20 protein-coding genes are annotated in these 16,954 nt (G+C 70.2%); 19 read left to right on the forward strand and 1 reads right to left on the reverse strand.

What is annotated here, in order from left to right:
- Nucleotides 1-108: 108 nt before the first annotated feature.
- Nucleotides 109-942, reverse strand: a complete 834-nt coding sequence (locus DDE10_RS18030; RefSeq protein ID WP_114954185.1) for a flagellin N-terminal helical domain-containing protein — start codon at nt 940-942, stop codon at nt 109-111.
- A gap of 277 nt (nt 943-1,219) precedes the next feature.
- Here DDE10_RS18030 and DDE10_RS18035 point away from each other — a divergent pair, with 277 nt between their 5' ends.
- The 19 genes from DDE10_RS18035 to DDE10_RS18125 all read left to right on the forward strand — a co-directional run bounded on the left by DDE10_RS18035 (nt 1,220) and on the right by DDE10_RS18125 (nt 16,946).
- Complete coding sequence (locus tag DDE10_RS18035) at nt 1,220-2,446, forward strand: sigma-54 interaction domain-containing protein (RefSeq protein WP_114954186.1); 1,227 nt, start codon at nt 1,220-1,222, stop codon at nt 2,444-2,446.
- Between the two features lie 11 nt (nt 2,447-2,457).
- On the forward strand, nt 2,458-2,805 hold the full coding sequence (gene fliE / locus DDE10_RS18040) for a flagellar hook-basal body complex protein FliE (protein ID WP_284734755.1): 348 nt from the start codon (nt 2,458-2,460) through the stop codon (nt 2,803-2,805).
- A gap of 1 nt (nt 2,806) precedes the next feature.
- A complete protein-coding gene (gene fliF / locus DDE10_RS18045) occupies nt 2,807-4,543 on the forward strand; it encodes a flagellar basal-body MS-ring/collar protein FliF (RefSeq protein WP_114954187.1) in 1,737 nt (578 codons plus the stop codon).
- The gene (gene fliG, locus DDE10_RS18050) at nt 4,536-5,579 is read left to right on the forward strand and encodes a flagellar motor switch protein FliG (protein ID WP_114954188.1); all 1,044 of its coding nucleotides are present in this window, start codon (nt 4,536-4,538) and stop codon (nt 5,577-5,579) included. Before fliF ends, fliG begins: the two co-directional genes overlap by 8 nt.
- The gene (locus DDE10_RS18055; RefSeq protein WP_162806713.1) at nt 5,572-6,192 is read left to right on the forward strand and encodes a FliH/SctL family protein; all 621 of its coding nucleotides are present in this window, start codon (nt 5,572-5,574) and stop codon (nt 6,190-6,192) included. The genes fliG and DDE10_RS18055 overlap by 8 nt, the downstream gene beginning before the upstream one ends.
- 5 nt (nt 6,193-6,197) lie before the next feature.
- A complete protein-coding gene (locus DDE10_RS18060) occupies nt 6,198-7,517 on the forward strand; it encodes a FliI/YscN family ATPase (protein ID WP_284734760.1) in 1,320 nt (439 codons plus the stop codon).
- Nucleotides 7,514-7,945, forward strand: a complete 432-nt coding sequence (locus tag DDE10_RS18065) for a hypothetical protein (protein ID WP_114954191.1) — start codon at nt 7,514-7,516, stop codon at nt 7,943-7,945. Before DDE10_RS18060 ends, DDE10_RS18065 begins: the two co-directional genes overlap by 4 nt.
- Nucleotides 7,945-9,324 (forward strand): flagellar hook-length control protein FliK, encoded by a 1,380-nt coding sequence (locus DDE10_RS18070; RefSeq protein WP_114954192.1) that lies wholly within the window; start codon nt 7,945-7,947, stop codon nt 9,322-9,324. The genes DDE10_RS18065 and DDE10_RS18070 overlap by 1 nt, the downstream gene beginning before the upstream one ends.
- 12 nt (nt 9,325-9,336) lie before the next feature.
- The gene (locus DDE10_RS18075) at nt 9,337-9,906 is read left to right on the forward strand and encodes a flagellar basal body-associated FliL family protein (protein ID WP_114954193.1); all 570 of its coding nucleotides are present in this window, start codon (nt 9,337-9,339) and stop codon (nt 9,904-9,906) included.
- A complete protein-coding gene (gene fliM, locus DDE10_RS18080) occupies nt 9,903-10,886 on the forward strand; it encodes a flagellar motor switch protein FliM (protein WP_114954194.1) in 984 nt (327 codons plus the stop codon). The genes DDE10_RS18075 and fliM overlap by 4 nt, the downstream gene beginning before the upstream one ends.
- Nucleotides 10,883-11,209: a flagellar motor switch protein FliN gene (fliN, locus tag DDE10_RS18085; protein ID WP_432653743.1), complete on the forward strand. Its 327-nt coding sequence runs from the start codon at nt 10,883-10,885 to the stop codon at nt 11,207-11,209. Before fliM ends, fliN begins: the two co-directional genes overlap by 4 nt.
- A complete protein-coding gene (locus DDE10_RS18090) occupies nt 11,206-11,484 on the forward strand; it encodes a flagellar biosynthetic protein FliO (protein WP_114954195.1) in 279 nt (92 codons plus the stop codon). Before fliN ends, DDE10_RS18090 begins: the two co-directional genes overlap by 4 nt.
- Complete coding sequence (gene fliP, locus DDE10_RS18095) at nt 11,477-12,280, forward strand: flagellar type III secretion system pore protein FliP (RefSeq protein WP_114954196.1); 804 nt, start codon at nt 11,477-11,479, stop codon at nt 12,278-12,280. The genes DDE10_RS18090 and fliP overlap by 8 nt, the downstream gene beginning before the upstream one ends.
- A 10-nt stretch (nt 12,281-12,290) precedes the next feature.
- Entirely contained in the window at nt 12,291-12,563 is a 273-nt protein-coding gene (locus DDE10_RS18100; RefSeq protein WP_114954197.1) for a flagellar biosynthetic protein FliQ, read from the forward strand.
- Nucleotides 12,560-13,342, forward strand: a complete 783-nt coding sequence (fliR, locus tag DDE10_RS18105) for a flagellar biosynthetic protein FliR (RefSeq protein WP_114954198.1) — start codon at nt 12,560-12,562, stop codon at nt 13,340-13,342. The genes DDE10_RS18100 and fliR overlap by 4 nt, the downstream gene beginning before the upstream one ends.
- Before the next feature lies 1 nt (nt 13,343).
- Complete coding sequence (gene flhB, locus DDE10_RS18110) at nt 13,344-14,483, forward strand: flagellar type III secretion system protein FlhB (RefSeq protein WP_114954199.1); 1,140 nt, start codon at nt 13,344-13,346, stop codon at nt 14,481-14,483.
- An 85-nt stretch (nt 14,484-14,568) separates the two neighbouring features.
- On the forward strand, nt 14,569-14,826 hold the full coding sequence (locus DDE10_RS18115) for a hypothetical protein (RefSeq protein WP_162806714.1): 258 nt from the start codon (nt 14,569-14,571) through the stop codon (nt 14,824-14,826).
- Nucleotides 14,827-14,897: 71 nt separating this feature from the next.
- On the forward strand, nt 14,898-16,502 hold the full coding sequence (gene fliD / locus DDE10_RS18120; protein ID WP_284734756.1) for a flagellar filament capping protein FliD: 1,605 nt from the start codon (nt 14,898-14,900) through the stop codon (nt 16,500-16,502).
- 33 nt (nt 16,503-16,535) lie between these two features.
- Nucleotides 16,536-16,946 (forward strand): flagellar export chaperone FliS, encoded by a 411-nt coding sequence (locus DDE10_RS18125; protein WP_114954201.1) that lies wholly within the window; start codon nt 16,536-16,538, stop codon nt 16,944-16,946.
- Nucleotides 16,947-16,954 lie beyond the last annotated feature (8 nt).

Raw genomic sequence — 16,954 nt, forward strand, 5'->3', positions numbered from 1 at the left:
GCTTCGTCGAACGACGGGTGGTCCGGCCCCGCACGTCTTCAGGAGACGGCACGAAAAATCCCGGCGCGGATCGCTCCGCGCCGGGATCGTTCAACCTGCGTACCGGGCTTAGCGGAGCAGGCTGAGCACGCCTTGAGCGCTCTGATTGGCCTGGGCGAGCATCGCCGTCGAGGCCTGGCTCAGGATCTGGGCCTTGGCGAGATTGGTCGTCTCGGCCGAGAAGTCCGTGTCCTCGATCCGCGAACGGGCGTCGGACAGGTTGGTGACGTTGTTCGACAGGTTGTTGACCGTCGATTCGAGCCGGCTCTGCGCGGCGCCGAGCTTGGCGCGGGTCGTCGCGACGTTGGTCAGCGCGGTGTCGACGTTGCCGATCGCCGTGCTGGCGTTGGTCGACGAGTCGACCGCGGTGCCGGAGGCGAGGTCGGACAGAGCCGAGAAGCTCACCGAGACGGTGTCGCCCGAATTGACGCCGGTCTGGATCGCGACGGCGCCGGAAGCCGCCGTGTAGGTGGCGCCCGAGGCGTTCGAGTTGAAGATGCGGCTGCCGTTGAACTCGGTGGTGGCGAGGATGTTGGTGATCTGCGCCTTGAGCTCGGTGACTTCCGCATTGAGGTTGGTACGGTCGGCGTCCGAATAGGTGCCCGACGAGCTCTGCACGGCCAGCTCGCGGATGCGCTGCAGCATGTTGGTGACCTCGCCGAGCGCGCCTTCCGCGGTCTGGGCGTAGGAGATGCCGTCGTTCGAGTTGCGGATCGCCTGGTTCATGCCGCGGATCTGCGACGTCATCTTGCTCGCGATGGCGAGGCCGGCGGCGTCGTCCTTGGCGGTGTTGATGCGCTTGCCGGTGGACAGGCGCTCCATGGCCGTCTGCAGGCTCTGGTTGGCGAGCCGGCTGCCATTCTGCGCGCGCAGCGCAGCGGTATTGGTGTTGATAACAGTCATCTTGGGTTCCTTTCCCGCTCAATCCGGGCCGCCGGGAAGTCCCAGCCCTGCCACGATTGCAGTAACGGCCGGCCGGCGAAGGCCTTTAATCCTCTTTCCGCAGCGTCGGTTTTTTGACGCGCCGAAGCCGATTTCTCCGTCAGCGCCTCTACGCGCGCGCGTAGAGAGGGCGCGGCCCCAGGCAAAACGAAGCGTCGAATGAATCTGGCATGGCGCTTGCTTAATCCCTGCCGGGGTTCCCGCGGGCCCCTTCGACCATGTTCCTGGGGGAGGCTTGATGATCGGCTTGAGCAGAAAGGCAGCAGCGGCAAATCCGGCTCTGGCAGGATGGCTGAACGGCGCCGGGCTGCGGTGCAGGATCTTCGACGCCGGCGGCGCCCGTCCGGCCGGGCGCGCCGTCTACGCCGCGGCCGAGGCCGATCATGCCGCGCCCGGCGACGTCGTCGTCGATTATGGCGCGGTCACGCCCAGCCTGGTCGCGCCCATGGACCACGCTCCCGCCCGCATCGGCTTCGGCTTCGAGGACATGGCATTCGGCCACGCCTTGATCGCCGCGCTCGTCCGCCCCGAGACCCGCCCCGCCTGCGGCGAGCCGGAGAGCGCGGCGGTGCTCGATTTCGCCGCCCGCATCGCCGCCAGCGATGCCAGCATACTCGTGCTCGGCGACACCGGCACCGGCAAGGAAGGGATGGCGCGCTACATCCACGCCTGCTCGCCGCGTGCCGCCGGACCCTATGTCGCGGTCAATTGCGCGGCCCTTCCCGATACCATGCTCGAGGCGATCCTGTTCGGCCATCGCAAGGGCAGCTTCACCGGCGCCGCCCAGGAAGGCGAGGGGCTTTTTCGCGCCGCCGACGGCGGCACGCTGCTGCTCGACGAGATTTCCGAGATTCCCCTGCCGCTCCAGGCCAAGCTGCTGCGCGCGCTCCAGGAGAAGGAAGTGCTCCCGGTCGGCGCAGTCAGGCCGGAGGCGGTCGACGTGCGCGTCGTCGCCTGCGCCAATCGCGACCTCGCCGCCGAGGTCGCGGCCGGACGCTTCCGGGCCGACCTCTATTGGCGCCTCAACGTCGTGCCGGTGCAGCTGCAGCCGCTCGGCGCCCGCCGCCAGGATATCCGCGCCATCGCCGCCGCCTTCCTGCTGCGCCACGTGCCCGCCGGCGCGCCGGTGCCGTTCCCGACCGCCGCGGCCCTCCAGCGGCTGATGGACCATGTCTGGCCCGGCAATTGCCGCGAGCTCGACAATGTCATCCAGCGCGCGCTGCTGCTGCGCGCCGGCGACCGCATCGAGGCCGACGAGATCGTCATCGACCCGCTGCCCGCCGCCGCGGGGCCGGCCTTCGCGCCGCGCTCGCTCGGCGAGGCTTCCCGGATCGCCGAAGCCCACCTCATTCGTGACGCGCTCGCCGCCGCCGGCGGCCACCGCGTCCGCGCCGCCGAGCGCCTCGGCATCAGCGAGCGCACCCTGCGCTACCGGCTCGCCGAGATGCGCGCCGCGGCCGCCTAGGAGCAACCACCATGTCGATCGATGCAAGCCGGCTGATGGCGATGAGGAGCGCCATCCTCGAGCAGAACAGCGCGCTCCAGCGCGCCGCCGGGATCGGGGGAGGCGCCGCCGCCGGCGGCACCGAGCGCGGTGGCGCGACCGACGGCTTCGGCGACGCACTGCGCAGCGCCGTCGCCCAGGTCAACGAGATGCAGTCCCAGTCCTCCGCCGCGACCGAAGCCTATGAGCGCGGCGAGACGACGGACATCGCCGCGGTGATGCTGGCCCGCCAGCAGGCGTCGATCGGGTTCGAGGCGACGCTGCAGGTCAGGAACAAGCTCCTGTCCGCCTATCGCGACATCATGAACATGCCGGTGTAAAATGAGCGAACTCGCAGCCACCACAGATCTCGCCCCCGCCACGATGCGCCCCGCGGTCCGCCGCGCGGAGCCGACCGGCGCCGTCGGCCGGCTCGTCCAGCAGGCCCGCAGCTTCGCGGCCCAGCCGGCGGTCGCCAAGAGCCTCCCGGCGATCGGGCTCATCGCCCTGCTCGGCCTTGCCGTCATCCTGTGGATGACGTTCAGCGCGCCGCCCAGCCGCACGCTCTTCTCCGGCCTGCCGGACGAGGAGAAGGCGGCCGTGGTCGATGCGCTTCGCACCGCCGGGATGGCGCACGAGCTCGACCGCACCACCGGCGCGATCACCGTGTCGGAAGACGATTACCACCAGGCGCGGATGCTGCTCGCCTCGCGCGGCCTGCCCCGCAGCGGCCCGGACGGCGCCGAGGTCATCCAGAACCTGCCGCTCGGATCGAGCCGGGCGGTCGAGGGCGAGCGGATCCGCAGCGCCCGCGAGATGGACCTCGCCCGCACCATCGAGGCGCTGGAGAGCGTCGAGTCGGCGCGGATCCACCTCGCCGTCGAGCAGCCGAGCGTCTTCATCCGCGAGCGGTCCAGCCCGGCCGCCTCGGTCATGCTCACCCTGACGCCCGGCCGGACGCTCGGCGAATCGCAGGTCCAGGCGATCGTCCATCTCGTCGCCTCGTCGGTGCCGGGCCTGGCCCCGGACGGCGTTTCGGTGGTCGACCAGGCCGGACGCCTGCTGTCGCGCGAAGGCGCCACCGGCGCCACCGCCGCCTCCGAGCGGCAGATCGCCGTCCAGACCGCGATCGAGGACAGCTATCGCCGATCGATCTCGGCGCTGCTGACGCCGGTGCTGGGCGAGGGCAATTTCACCGCCGAGGTCCATGCCGACGTCGATTTCTCCGAAGTCCAGTCGACCCGCGAGGAATTTCCCGAGGGCGCCCGCGCCCTCCAGCGCGAGGAAGGCGAGCTGGTCACCGACGGCAGCGTAGATCCGCCGGCCGGCGGCATTCCCGGGGCGCTTTCCAACCAGGCGCCGCCGGCGGCCGAGGTCGCCGCCGAGCCGGACCAGGCGCTGACGCCTCCGGTGCCGGGCGCGCCCGCCACCGAGGCGCAGTCGGCGGGCCGCCGCAACGAGAGCTACAATCGCAGCTTCGCGCTGGGCCGCGAGGTCTCGGTCACCCGGCGGCAGCCCGGCACCGTCCGCCGCCTCACCGTCGCCGTCGCGCTGCGCAACGTCGACGGCAGCGCCCGCTCCGCCCAGGAGATCCAGGCGCTGGAGCGGCTGGTCAAGGGCGCCGTCGGCTTCGACCAGGACCGCGGCGATGTCGTCGCCCTGACCGCCCGCGAGTTCGCCGCGGTCGCTGATCCGGCTGCGGAGGCGAGCTGGTGGGAGGCGAGCTGGGTCGCCCTGGTGGCCCGCAACCTCACCGCGCTCGCGCTTGCCGCTCTCCTGATCTTCGGGATCGGCCGGCCGCTGCTGCGAAAGGGATCGGCGGCGCTGGCCGAGCGCGCCCGCTCCGCCAAGGCGGCCCGCGCCAATATGGGCGGCGAGATCGCCGCGGTCATCGCCGAGGAGGCGAAGGACGATCCGGTCGCCCGGGTCACGCTCGACATGATCGAGGCGGCGTCCGACTACGAGGCCCGCGCCACCCTCATCCGCAACTTCGTCCGGCAGGATCCTGCCCGCGCCGCCCTCGTCGTGCGCGACCTGATCCGCGCAGACACCGAGAATGGAGCCGCCCGTCATGGATGATCTCGAACCGACAGCGGCCGTGGCGGAACCGGTCGAGACGCCCCGGCTGGGCGGCAGCGAGACCGCCGCCATCCTGCTGATGATGCTCGGCGACGAGGAGGCGGCCGAGATACTGAGTCATCTCGACCCGCACGAGGTCCAGCATCTCGGCAGCGCGATGTTCAACGTCGCCGACGTCACCGAGAGCGAGGTGCGCGAGGTGTTCGACGCCTTCATGACCCGGGCGCGGGCGCGCACGACCATCGGCTTCGGCGCGACCCCGCGCATCCGTGCGGTGATGGAGCATGCGCTGGGCGCCGACCGGGCGGAGGCGATGCTCGCCCGGATCACGCCGCCGACGCGCAGCCGCGCGCTCGACGCGCTGCGCTGGATGGACGCCAAGACGATCGCCGCGCTCGTCGGCAGCGAGCATCCGCAGATCGCCGCTCTGGTCCTCGCCCATCTCGACGCCCCGATCGCCGCCGACGTGCTGCAAATGCTGCCGACGGAGATGCAACCCGACGTCATCTACCGCGTCGCCAGGCTGGAGACGGTGACCGCCGAGGCGCTGCAGGAGCTGGAGCGCATCCTCGTCGGCGAGGTGTCGCGCGTCGCCGTATCGCCGGGCTCGCCCCCGCGCGGCGGCGCCAGCGAGGCCGCGAAGATCATGACCAACACCAAGCCGGGCATCGACCAGCGGATCATCCGCTCGCTCGGCAAGATCGACCGCCAGCTCGCCCAGCAGATCGAGGACGAGATGTTCGTCTTCGACGATCTCAACGCCCTCGACGAGAAGAATTTGGGCATCCTGCTGCGCAACATCGAGAACGACGTCATGGTGGTGGCGCTCAAGGGCGCCGACGAGAAGCTGCGCGACAAGATGCTCGGTTGCATGTCGTCCCGCGCCGCCGACACCATTCGCGACGAGATGGAGGAGCGCGGCCCGATGCGCCTCGTCGAAGTCCAGGACGCACAGAAGGAGGTGCTCGCGATCGCGCGGCGCCTCGCCGATGCCGGCACGATCATCCTGGGCGGGAGCCGCGAAGACTATGTCTAACGTGCTCCGCGAGGAACGGGCCCGGCTCGCCGCCAGCCTCGGCAGCTTCGTCGTCCGGCGGACGGACCCCATCTTCCATCCGTTCGCTTCGGCCGAGCCCGACAATGACGGGGGGCCGCAGCCGCTCAGCGTGGAGCAGGAGCGGCTGCGTGCGGAAGCGGAGGCCTATGCCCGCGGCTATGAGGAGGCCCGGCAGTCGGCGGAAGCCGAGATGGCGAACGAGCGCCAGGCGCTGGCGCGGCTGGCCGAGTCGCTCGAGGTGCTGAGGCCGGAGCCGACCAACGCCCTGGCGCTGCTGCTCGCCGAGACGGTGGACCGGCTGGTGCGGGAGATCGTCGGCGAAGTCGAGATCGACGGCGCCCGCCTGCTCGCCCGGGCGCGGGCGGCCGCGGAGCTGATCGGCGAGCATGTCGAACCTTCCAAGCTGATCGTCCACCCCGACGACATGGCGCTGCTGGCCCCGGCCGGGCTTCCGGTCGAGCTCGCCGGCGATCCCGACCTGCCCCGCGGCACCCTGATCCTGGAGACCGGCCACGGCTGGATCGAGGACGGCCCCGTGGTCCGCCTCGAGCGGCTCCGCGCCGAGCTCGACAAGATGGCGGCGCAGAGATGAGCCTGATGATCGACCAGGCCCGCAACCTGCTGGCGCCGGTCCATGCCGGCGACGCCCGGCCGCGCAAGGTCGGCAGGCTGGTCGCCTATGACGGCCTGATGCTCGAGGCGGTCGGCTTCGACCGGCCGATCGGCTCCGGCGCGCGCGTGATCGCCGCCGACGGTCACGTCTCGCGTGCCGAGGTGGTCGGATTCCGCGGCACTCGCAGCCTGCTCATGGCCCTGGACGGCCAGGCGGCGCACGAAAGCGGCGCCCGGGTGGTGCCCGATTCCGGCGGCGGCGTGGCCGCGGTCGGGCCGGGGCTGCTCGGTCGCGTCATCGACGGCCTCGGCCAGCCGCTCGACGGCCTCGGGCCGGTGCCGGCGGTCGACAAATGGCCGCTGGCCGGCCGCCACGGCAATCCGCTCGACACGGCCCGGGTCACCCGCCCCTTCGACATCGGCGTGCGCGCCGTCAATTCGCTGCTCACCGCCGGCATCGGCCAGCGCATCGCCATCATCGCCGGATCGGGCGTCGGCAAATCGGTGCTGATGGGCCAGGTGATCGCCGGCGCCGAGGCCGACGTCATCGTCGTCGGCCTGATCGGCGAGCGCAGCCGCGAGGTCAGCGACTTTCTCGCCACCAAGCTCCCGCCCGCGGTACGGCAGAAATCGGTCGTCGTCGCGGTGCCGGCCGATCATGCGCCGTTGCTCCGCCTTCGCGCCGCGATGCGGGCGACGGCGATCGCCGAGGATTTCCGGGCGCGCGGGCTCAACGTCCTGCTGCTCGTCGACAGCCTCACCCGGGTCGCCCACGCCCAGCGCGAGATCGGCCTGTCGCTCGGCGAGCCGCCGACGGTGAAGGGCTATCCGCCCTCCGCGCTAGGCCTGATCCCGCGGCTGGTGGAACGGGCTGGCGCCGATGCGCGCACCGGCGGATCGATCACTGCCCTCTACACCGTTCTCGCCGACGGCGACGACACCTCCGATCCCATCGTCGACGCCGCGCGCGCGATCGTCGACGGCCATATCGTCCTTTCAAGGACCCTCGCGGAGCAGGGCGTCTATCCGGCGATCGACGTCGGCAAGTCGCTGAGCCGGGTCATGGCCGACATCGTCACGCCCGAACATGGCGCCGCCGCCGCCGCGCTGCGGCGGCTCTGGTCCGCCTTCGAGGAGAATCGCGATCTCATCCTTATGGGCGCCTATGCGCCCGGCAGCGATCCGCTGATCGACGAGGCGATCGTCCGGCGGCCGGAGCTGCTCGACTTCCTGCGCCAGGCGCCGGGCGAGCGGATCGGCTTCGAGGAATCGGTGGCGACCCTGATCGGGACGATGGCGCCATGAGCCGCCTCCTCCAGCAGCGGACGCGGATCCTCAGGGTGAGGCGGCTCCAGCACGACATGGCCGCCGGCGCGGCCGCCGAGGCCGCCGGCAAGGTCCAGCAGCTCGAGACGAGCCGGCGGCGGCTGACCCAGATGCGCGACGAGCTCCGGCCGGCGCCGGGGGCCACCGACGGTTCCGGACTCGCCCGCATCGGCGAGCTGGCCATGCGTCTCGAGGCCGCTCGCCAGGGTCTCGGCCAGACCATCGATCATGCCCGCGCCGCAGCCGCTCAGAAGGAGCGGGTGAGGATCGGCAAGCGGCGCGACCAGGAAAGCGCCGAGAAACTCCAACAGGCGGCCGCAGCGGCCGCGGAGGCCCTGGCCGAGCGCCAGCTGGCCCGAGCGCCGCTGCGCAAGCCCCGATTCACCCACGAGGGAGGTGACCAGTGATGGCAAGCGTTCCCAATATGCGCCTGATCCCGATCATGAGCCCCGGTCCCGGGGACGGGTCCGGGGAGGCAGGTGCGGCCGCCGGCTTCGCCCGTCTGCTGTCGACCCTGCCCTCCGAGGCGGGCGAAGCGACGATCCTTCCCGTCCAGGGCGACGCGGCCGAGCCGGAACGCGGCGCGGACGAGGCGGAGAGCCTGTCGCCGGCCGACGCGATCCTGAGCCTGGTCGGCCTTGCCGTTCCGGCCCCGCCGGCATCTCCGTCAACGGTGGCTCCACCCGCCGCCGGCGGCGCCTCAACCTCCGCCCCCGCCTCGGCGGGGCCGATCGGCGAGACGCCCGGCAGCGACGTCGCCGAGCTTCACCCCCAGGACCTTGCCGGCATCGTCAAGGCGACAGCGCCAGCGGCTGCCCCGGCCGCGCCGGCGGCGGCGCCCGATGGCACCGCGCCCAGCGCCGAGGAGGCCCCTGGCACGATGCCGGTGCCTGCCGCGCCGCCGACCGAGACGGCGCGCGCGGGCCCCGGCGACAGGCCGATCCTCGCCGCCCAGGGCACTGGTTCGGCCCTATCCCGCATCGGCATCGACCCGCAGGCGGTACCGCTTCGTCCTGGCCATGCCGGCTCGCCGGTCACGGACACCCGGGGCGAAACCCCCGCCGATTTCCAGCCTAGGCCGGACGTCGTCGTCGGTGTCCTTCGGCCGGAACTCGCGTCCGGCCCGGCGGGCAGGCTTGCCGGCCGCCGAGCCGCCGAAGCCTCGGACGCGCCGCCGCCGAGCACGGCGGTGGACGCGAAAACGCCCGCCGGTCCCGCTATCGCCGATCCGGTCGAGACGCCCGGTCCCGGCCGGATCCACGCGACGACCTCGTCCGTCTTCATCCCGGCGACGGTCGCGGAGCCGGCATCCCCGCTCTCGCCGACGGCTCCGGCCCCGGCGGCGGACCTGCCCGCTCCGGGCGAGGCGGCGATCGAGCGCCAGCTCGACGTCGCGGCCGACGGCGAGTGGCTCGACCAGCTGGCACGCGACATTGCCGGATCGGGCAGCGATGGGAAGCTGCGCTTCCGGCTCAATCCCGAGACGCTGGGCAGGCTCCAAGTCGAGCTCACCCAGACCGAGCAGGGGGCCAGCATCCGCCTGACCACCGAGAGCGAAGCCGCCCGCGCCCTGATCGCCGACGCGCAGCCCCGGCTGATGGCGGAGGCGCGCGCCCATGGGGTGCGGATCGCCGAGACCCATGTCGACCTCAGCGGCGGCCAGACCGGCGACCCCCGTCGCCACGACCCTGAGCGGCGCGATCCGGCGATCCGGACCGCCGGCCGAGACTCCCATCCTGCCGAGACGGCAGATCCCCGGAAGCCGTCCGGGGACCGCTACGCCTGAAGGGAATGAACGATGAGCGATACCGCGCCACCGAAAAAGTCCAAGTCGAGGCTGAAGAAGATCCTCATCCTGTCGCTTGCCCTGATCGTCCTCGCCGGCGGTGCCGGCGGCGGCATCCTCTATGCGACCGGCGGGATGATGCGCCATTCCGGCCCGGCCGCCGATCCCAACGTCCCGCAGCTGGTGCCGCGCGACGGCGTGAGCAGCTATGCGGTCGATGCCGCGCGCGTCGAGGCGGCGCGCGGACGGATCGATCCGCGCCTGTTCCAGGCGACCTATCTGCCGCTCGAGAACGTGTTCACCTCGAACCTGCAGGCCGGAGACGCCTTCGTCCAGATCGGGATCGGCGTGTCGACCTATTACGACCAGCGCGTGATCGACAATGTCCAGCGCCATGAAATGGCGATCCGGTCGGCGATCCTGATGACGCTGGCGGAGCAGGATCCGGCCCAGATCACCACCCTGCGCGGCAAGCAGGCGCTGAAGATCGCGTTACGAAACGCGATAAATAACGTGTTAACCAATCGGGAAGGGTTCGGGGGTATCGACGAGGTCTACTTTACGAGCTTCGTCACGCAATGATCGAACAGCCGACCCTATCAGGAGACGAGATCGCGGCGCTCATGAGCGAGCTCCACGATCATCCTGCCAAGGATGAAGGGACGCCGGCGACGCCGCGTCCCTTCACGTTCGGCAGCGACGCCGCCCGCCCGATGAACGCGCTGCCGGCGCTCGACCGTCTGAACGAGCGGATGTCGCGCCGGCTGCGCGACGTGCTCGAGCCGTTCGCGCGCGGCAAGCCGGTCCTGTCGGCCGAGCCCTCGACCATTCGCCTCTACGGCGACTGGAAGGCCGAGCAGCCCGAATTCGTCAGCCTCAGCCTCTACGCCTTCAAGCCGATGAAGGGCACGATCCTGCTGGCGGTGCGGCCCGAATTCGTCAGCCGGCTCGTCGACATCTTCTACGGCGGCAGCGGCGCCCTTCCGACCGCGGTCTCGCATGAATTCACCGGAACCGAGGAGAGCCTGGTCGCTCGCCTCGCGGACGCCGTGGTCGGCGCGCTCGCATCGGTCTGGGCGGAGGTGATCGCGGTGCGGCCGCAGCTGCGCTCGCGCGAGACCAGCGTCGGTTTCGCCAATCTCGTCCGTGGCGACGAAAGCGTCGCGGTGACCCGCTTTGCCGTCCGCATCGGCGAGGGCGCACCCTCCGAGATCCAGATCGTTTATCCGGTGTCGGCGCTTCGCTCGATCGAGCACGAATTGATGGCGACGTCGCCCGAAGACGTCAGCGCACGCGGCGAGGAATGGCGCGAGAGGCTCGCCGCCGCCCTCGGCCAGGTGCGCGTGCGCGCCCGGACGGTGCTGGCGCGGCCGGAACTGTCCCTGGCCGAGCTGATGCAGCTTCGCCCCGGAGACGTCATCCCGATCAGCCTGCCGGCCCAGGTGCCGCTGCTGGTGGAAGGCCGCCCGTTCGCGCTCGGCACGATCGGCGAGCATGACGGCCGCGCAGCGCTCAAGATCGAGAAGATCGAGAAGATCGAGAAAAGGAGAATGGTCCAGTGAAGGAGGCCCAGGAGATATTGGAGGGCGAGGCGATCGAGGACGAGGGCTTCAGCCGCCGCAACTATGCCCTGCTCGCGGACATCCCGGTGCGGATGTCGGTCGAGGTCGGCAGCACGGCCCTGCGCCTGTCCGAGCTCATGGACCTTGCCGAAGGCAGCGTCGTCGAGCTCGACCGGCAGAGCCACGAGCTGCTCGACATCATGGCCAACGGCACTCTGGTCGCCAAGGGCGAGGTGGTCACCGTCAATGGCCGCTTCGGCATCCGCGTCGTCGAGGTGGTCGCGGCCGGCAACGGCCTCGGCGGGATCGAGCGCCGCAAATGATGACCGCCTACATCCTGCGCCTGCTGGTCCTGGTGCCGCTGGTCGCCGGAATGGCCTGGCTGGCGCTGTGGCTGTGGCGCAAGGTCCAGCCCGGAATGGCGCTCGGCCAGCGCGAGCGGCTGGTGTCGCTCGTCGACGCGGTGCCGCTCGGCGCGACCGGCCGGCTCGCCGTCGTCGAATTCGAAGGGAAGAGACTGTTGCTCGCCGTCTCGCGCGGCCAGATCCAGCTGCTCACCGAAGCCGCGATCGGCTCGAAGGCGGCTACCGATGCTTGAATCGCGCAAGGCCTGGCTGATCGCGGGTCTCGGCGCTGCCGCCGCGGCGCTGCTGGTCGCCAGCCCCGCTCTGGCCCAGGCCGTCCAGACGCCGCCGTCCGCGGGCGGACAACCCGGGGCGCTCGACCGCGCGGTGAACACCATCGCCGGGGACGGACGGCCGCTGTCGCTTTCGCTGCAGATCCTCATCCTGATGAGCCTGCTGACGGTGCTGCCGTCGATCCTGCTGATGATGACCAGCTTCACCCGGATCATCATCGTCCTGTCGATCCTGCGCCAGGCGATCGGCCTTCAGAACACGCCGCCGAACCAGGTTCTGGTCGGGCTCGCCCTGTTCCTGTCGCTGTTCGTGATGCGGCCGGTGGTCGATCAGATCAACGAGGTCGCCTACACGCCCTATGGCGACGGCACGATCTCGATCGAGGAAGCGGTGAGCCGCTCGGGGACCGTGCTCCACGGCTTCATGATCCGCCAGACGCGCCAGACCGACCTCAGGCTGTTCGCCGAACTCGCCGGCGCCGGAAATTTCGCGTCGCCGCGCGACGTCCCGTTCTCGATCCTGCTGCCGGCCTTCGTCACCAGCGAGCTGAAGACGGCCTTTCAGATCGGCTTCCTGATCTTCCTGCCCTTTCTCATCATCGACCTGGTGGTATCGTCGACCTTGATGGCGCTCGGCATGATGATGCTGTCGCCGACCATCGTGTCGATGCCCTTCAAGCTGCTGCTCTTCGTGCTGGTCGACGGGTGGGCGCTGACCATGGGGTCGCTCGCCGCCTCCTTCGCCGGCGGCGGCTAGGGAGCGGGCGATGGAAAGCGCCGATTACTTCATCGGGGTGGCCCAGCAGGCCTTGTGGATCCTCGCGCTGGCGAGCGCGCCGATCCTGATCCCCGCCTTGTTGGTGGGCCTCCTGCTCGGCATGGTCCAGGCGGCGACCTCGATCAACGAGGCGACCCTGACCTTCGTCCCCAAGCTGATCGTCGTCGGCATCTGCCTTGCCCTGTTCGGCACCGCGATCCTGATGTTGCTCGTCGACTTCACCCAGGACGTGTTCGCGCGGATCCCAGAGCTGGTGCGATGATCCCGACCGGGTTTGCCGGGGTCGAGGCGCAGCTCTGGCTGTGGCTGGTCGCGATGATCCGGCCCGGCGCGATGTTCGTCGCCGCGCCGATCTTCGGCGCCGCCTTCGTTCCCCTCCAGGTCCGCTTCATCCTTGCCCTGGCGCTCGGTATTCCCGCGCTCAGCGCGACCAGTTTCGTGCTTCCCGCCGAAGGGCTCGTCTCGTTCGAAGGCGTGGCCCTCGTCGCCGGCGAGGTGATGGTCGGCCTCGCCATCGGCTTCGCGGTCCAGATCGGCTTTTCCGCCGCTTTGGTCGCCGGCGAGCTGATCGGCAATGCGATGGGCCTCGGCTTCGCCGCGATGGTGGATCCGGCGACCGGACAGCAGAATCCGGCGCTTTCGCAGTTCCTCTCCATCATGGGGACCTTCCTGTTCCTCTCGATCGGCGGCCACCTCGCGCTCGCGGCGACCGTCGTCGAAAGCTACCAGGCACTGCCGCCGGGCCAGGCGTGGATCTCCGCCGAGAGTCTCGGCGGACTCGTCCGCTTCGGCGGCGTCCTGTTCGCCGCCGGGCTGTCGATCGCGCTGCCGGTCGCCTTCGCCATCGTCCTCGTCCAGCTGGTCATGGGCATGCTCTCCCGCACGGCGCCGCAGCTCAACCTGTTCGCGGTCGGCTTCCCGGCCGCCCTGCTCGCCGGCATGGTGCTGCTCGCGATCGCCGCGCCGATGATCGGCGAGGGCATCATCGGCGCGCTCCAGCTGGGGCTCGAGGAAGCGCGGCGGATCGCGACGGCGAGCTGACATGGCCGACACCCCCGACAACGACCAGAAAACCGAAGCGCCGACTCCGAAGCGCCGCCAGGACGCGGCGCGAAAGGGCGATGTCCTCCAGTCGCGCGAGCTCGGCACCGCCCTGGTCGTCCTCGGCGGCGCCGCGTGGCTCGCTTTGGCGGGGCCGATGTTCATCGACGCGCTCGAGACGATGGTGATCGACGGGCTCAGCTTCGATTCCGCCGATCTGCGCGAATTCGATCCGGGCAGCGTGATCCTGCGCCTGATCGGAATCGTCGCGCTCCCGCTCGCATCCCTGTTCGCGATCACGCTCGTTGCGGCGATCGGGACGCCGGCAATGCTGGGATCGCTCGGCTTCCGAAGCGAGGCGCTCGGCTTCAAGGGCAGCAAGCTCAACCCGTTGAGCGGCCTCAAGCGCATGTTCGGCACACAGGGCCTCATCGAGCTGGTCAAGTCGATCGCCAAGGTTCTGCTGCTCGGATCGATCGGCGTCTGGCTGCTGCTCGACCAGTCCCGTCTGCTGCTCGGCCTGTCGGCGCAGGATATCGGCGCGGCCCTCGGCAATGTCGGATCGACCTTCGTGCTCGCCTGCCTGATCATGGCGATGGCGCTCGTCCTCATCGCGATGATCGACGTGCCGGCGCAGATCGTCCAGCGCGTCCAGCGCCTGCGGATGACCAAGCAGGAGGTGAAGGACGAGCACAAGCAGACCGAAGGCTCGCCCGAGCTCAAGAGCGCGATCCGCCGTCGGCAGCACGAGGTCCTGCGCAATTCGGCCCGAAGCGCCGTCGCCGAGGCGACGGTCGTCCTCACCAATCCCACTCATTTCGCGGTCGCGCTCCGCTATCAGCCCGGCCGAGATTCGGTGCCCGTCGTCGTCGCCCGCGGCCGCGGCGCCACCGCCGATGCGATCCGCTCGATCGCGGCCGAGCAGCAGGTGCCGATGCTGAGCTATCCTCAGCTCACCCGCGCCCTCTATTTCACCACCCGCACCGGCCAGGTGATCCGCGAGGATCTCTACATGGCGGTCGCGACGATCCTCGCCTTCGTCTTCAACCTCGAGACGGCGCTCGCCACCGGCGCGGCGCAGCCGGCGGTCGATGTGCCTGCGCAGGCGCGTTTCGACGCGCGGGGCATGCCGGAAGGCTGAAGCCCGCTTTCCGCCGCAACGACGTCGAGTCTGCTAAATCTCTTCGTTTCGCCGCCGTTAATCCGTGGTCAGGAGGAATTCGTCGGTGACCAGGGAGCGGCAACAAACCGTCGTGCGCGTCGCGCTGCACGAGATCGAGCGCCTCTTGACCCGCGCCGATGCCAGCGGCGCCCCGGTCGAGGACTGGCTCGAGCAGATGGCCGCCGAGCTGCGAACGGCGATGCCCGAGCTCGACCCGGAAGCGGCCCGCCGCATCGCTCGCTTGATGCTCAGCGAACCGCGACGATCGATCGCCGCGCAGGGCCGCGTCGGCAACGCATCGCTGGCGGCGCTGAAAAGGTGAGAAACAGCCTGCTTTCCCTATAAATCCGCGCCGGCTTCTGCCGTTCTTAGGAAGGACGGAAGGAAGCCGCGATGACCACTTCGATCGGATATGCGCTGGGCATCGGCTCGGGCCTCGACATCAAGGCCCTCGTCGAGGATCTCGCCGGAGCCGCCAAGGCGCCCAAGGAAGCGCTGATCGCGAAGCGCGAGCAGACCAACCAGGCGCGCATATCGGCGCTCGGCGAGATGAGCGGCGCGATCGACTCCTTCGCCGCCGCTTTGTCCAGCCTGATCTCCGGCGGCAGCCTGTTCACGCAGCCGAGCGTCTCCGATTCGTCGATCGTCTCGGCCTCGAGCGTCGCCGGCACGCGGCTCGGCGTCCTCTCCGCCGAAATGGAGGTCGTCCAGCTCGCCAAGGCGCAGACGCTGGAATCGGCCGCGCTGGCCGCGCGCACCGATGCCGTCGGCCAGGGCGATCTCACGCTCGTCACCGCGTCCGGCAGCTTCACCATCACGATCGGAGCCGGCAATGACAGCCTCGACGGGCTCGCCGAGGCGATCAACGCCGCCGGCGCCGGCGTCCAGGCCAATGTCGTCGTCGACACCACCGGCGCCCGGCTGGTGCTCAAGGGCGCCACCGGTGAAGCCAACGGGTTCACGCTCGGCGCCCCCGGCGGGACCACGAGCGGCCTCGAACGCTTTGCCTTCGGGCCTTCGGTGACCGGCGGAATGACCCAGGCCCAGGCGGCCCAGGACGCCATCCTCAATCTCGACGGGGTCGTCGTGAAGCGGCGGACGAACAGCTTCAGCGACCTTGTCCCGGGCGTGCAGATCGACCTCAAGAAGGCAGCGCCGGGGACGATCGTCTCGCTCGGCATCACCCGTCCGACGGGCGCGATCAGCCAGGCGGTGGGCGATTTCGTCGCCGCGTTCAACGAGCTGATGGGCATGATCGCGGAGACCACGGCCGCGGGCGTCAACGGCGCCGGCGGGCCGCTGCGCGGCGATCTCGGCGTGCGCGAGATGCAGCGCCAGCTTCGCGAGCTCACCGCGAAGGAGCTCGTCCACAGCGGCACCGGGCCGCGCACGCTCGCGGAAATCGGCGTGAAGACCAACCGCGACGGCACCCTGAGCCTCGACACGGCAAGGCTCGAGACGATGCTCGCCGACGATCCGGAAGGGGTCGAGGCGCTGTTCAACCCGACGCAGTATAGCAGCAATCCCAACGTCGTGATCTCGAGCGCCGTCGGCCGCGCCAAGCCGGGGATCTTCACGCTCACCAACCTGGTCGCCGGACCGCCGGCCTCGGGCCTGCTCGACGGCCAGGCGATGATCGCCAGCGACAATTTCCTGATCGCGCCGCCCGGATCCAAGGCGGCCGGGCTGCTCGTGCGCATCGATGCCGACACCGCCAGCGCGACCATTACGGTCGAGCCGGGCCTGGGCGGAGCGCTGCAGGCGATCCGCGATAGCCTGAGGGCGTCCAGCGGCCCGTTCGCCACCACGCGGGACCGGCTCGAGGAGGAGGCTGAGGACATTGCCGATGATCGCACCGTCATGGAGACGCGCGCGGATAAATATTACAACCAGCTGCTCAACACCTTCACCGCGATGGAGCGGCAGGTGTCCGCGTTCAAGGCGACGCAGAGCTATCTCGAGCAGCAGGTGAAGATTTGGACGAACGACCGGAGCTGATCGGTCGGGGGAAATGCGGGTCAGGAGTGTGGAATGTTCGTACAGCGGGGACAGTTCAGGGTGGCGCACGCCCATTACCAGAATGTCGATCTGGAAAGCCGGATCGAAGGTGCGTCGCCGCACCAGCTGGTAGCCGTCATGTTCGAGGAGCTGCTCAAGGCGCTCGACGCGATGGTCGTCGCGATCGAGCGACGCGAACATTCGCAGCGGATCAAGCGCCAGTCGCGGGCGATGACCATCCTGCACGGGCTCGAATCCAGCCTCGACTTCGCGAAAGGCGGCGAGATCGCCGAAGGGCTGGCCGCCATCTATCGCGAGGCCCGGCGACTGACCATGCTCGGCTCGCGCGAGAGCGATGCGGAGCAGGTGCGCCGCGCGCGGGAGATGCTCGCCGAGATTGCCGGTGCGTGGTCGCAGATCGGCACGCCGGCCGCGCGGGGCTGAGCCGGGTC

Origin of the sequence: Sphingosinicella terrae (assembly GCF_003347635.1) — a bacterium.
Classification (GTDB): Bacteria; Pseudomonadota; Alphaproteobacteria; order Sphingomonadales; family Sphingomonadaceae; genus Allosphingosinicella; species Allosphingosinicella terrae.

Bases quoted from the DNA above. Each gene is read 5' to 3' on its own strand.
- DDE10_RS18030 (WP_114954185.1), bottom strand. From the start codon at position 942: ATGACTGTTATCAACACCAATACCGCTGCGCTGCGCGCGCAGAATGGC.
- DDE10_RS18090 (WP_114954195.1), top strand. From the start codon at position 11,206: ATGATGACCGCCTACATCCTGCGCCTGCTGGTCCTGGTGCCGCTGGTC.
- fliM (WP_114954194.1), top strand. From the start codon at position 9,903: ATGATCGAACAGCCGACCCTATCAGGAGACGAGATCGCGGCGCTCATG.
- fliD (WP_284734756.1), top strand. From the start codon at position 14,898: ATGACCACTTCGATCGGATATGCGCTGGGCATCGGCTCGGGCCTCGAC.
- DDE10_RS18075 (WP_114954193.1), top strand. From the start codon at position 9,337: ATGAGCGATACCGCGCCACCGAAAAAGTCCAAGTCGAGGCTGAAGAAG.
- DDE10_RS18070 (WP_114954192.1), top strand. From the start codon at position 7,945: ATGGCAAGCGTTCCCAATATGCGCCTGATCCCGATCATGAGCCCCGGT.
- DDE10_RS18055 (WP_162806713.1), top strand. From the start codon at position 5,572: ATGTCTAACGTGCTCCGCGAGGAACGGGCCCGGCTCGCCGCCAGCCTC.
- fliP (WP_114954196.1), top strand. From the start codon at position 11,477: ATGCTTGAATCGCGCAAGGCCTGGCTGATCGCGGGTCTCGGCGCTGCC.
- fliG (WP_114954188.1), top strand. From the start codon at position 4,536: ATGGATGATCTCGAACCGACAGCGGCCGTGGCGGAACCGGTCGAGACG.
- fliE (WP_284734755.1), top strand. From the start codon at position 2,458: ATGTCGATCGATGCAAGCCGGCTGATGGCGATGAGGAGCGCCATCCTC.
- DDE10_RS18100 (WP_114954197.1), top strand. From the start codon at position 12,291: ATGGAAAGCGCCGATTACTTCATCGGGGTGGCCCAGCAGGCCTTGTGG.
- flhB (WP_114954199.1), top strand. From the start codon at position 13,344: ATGGCCGACACCCCCGACAACGACCAGAAAACCGAAGCGCCGACTCCG.
- fliR (WP_114954198.1), top strand. From the start codon at position 12,560: ATGATCCCGACCGGGTTTGCCGGGGTCGAGGCGCAGCTCTGGCTGTGG.
- DDE10_RS18065 (WP_114954191.1), top strand. From the start codon at position 7,514: ATGAGCCGCCTCCTCCAGCAGCGGACGCGGATCCTCAGGGTGAGGCGG.
- DDE10_RS18035 (WP_114954186.1), top strand. From the start codon at position 1,220: ATGATCGGCTTGAGCAGAAAGGCAGCAGCGGCAAATCCGGCTCTGGCA.
- fliF (WP_114954187.1), top strand. From the start codon at position 2,807: ATGAGCGAACTCGCAGCCACCACAGATCTCGCCCCCGCCACGATGCGC.
- DDE10_RS18060 (WP_284734760.1), top strand. From the start codon at position 6,198: ATGATCGACCAGGCCCGCAACCTGCTGGCGCCGGTCCATGCCGGCGAC.
- DDE10_RS18125 (WP_114954201.1), top strand. From the start codon at position 16,536: ATGTTCGTACAGCGGGGACAGTTCAGGGTGGCGCACGCCCATTACCAG.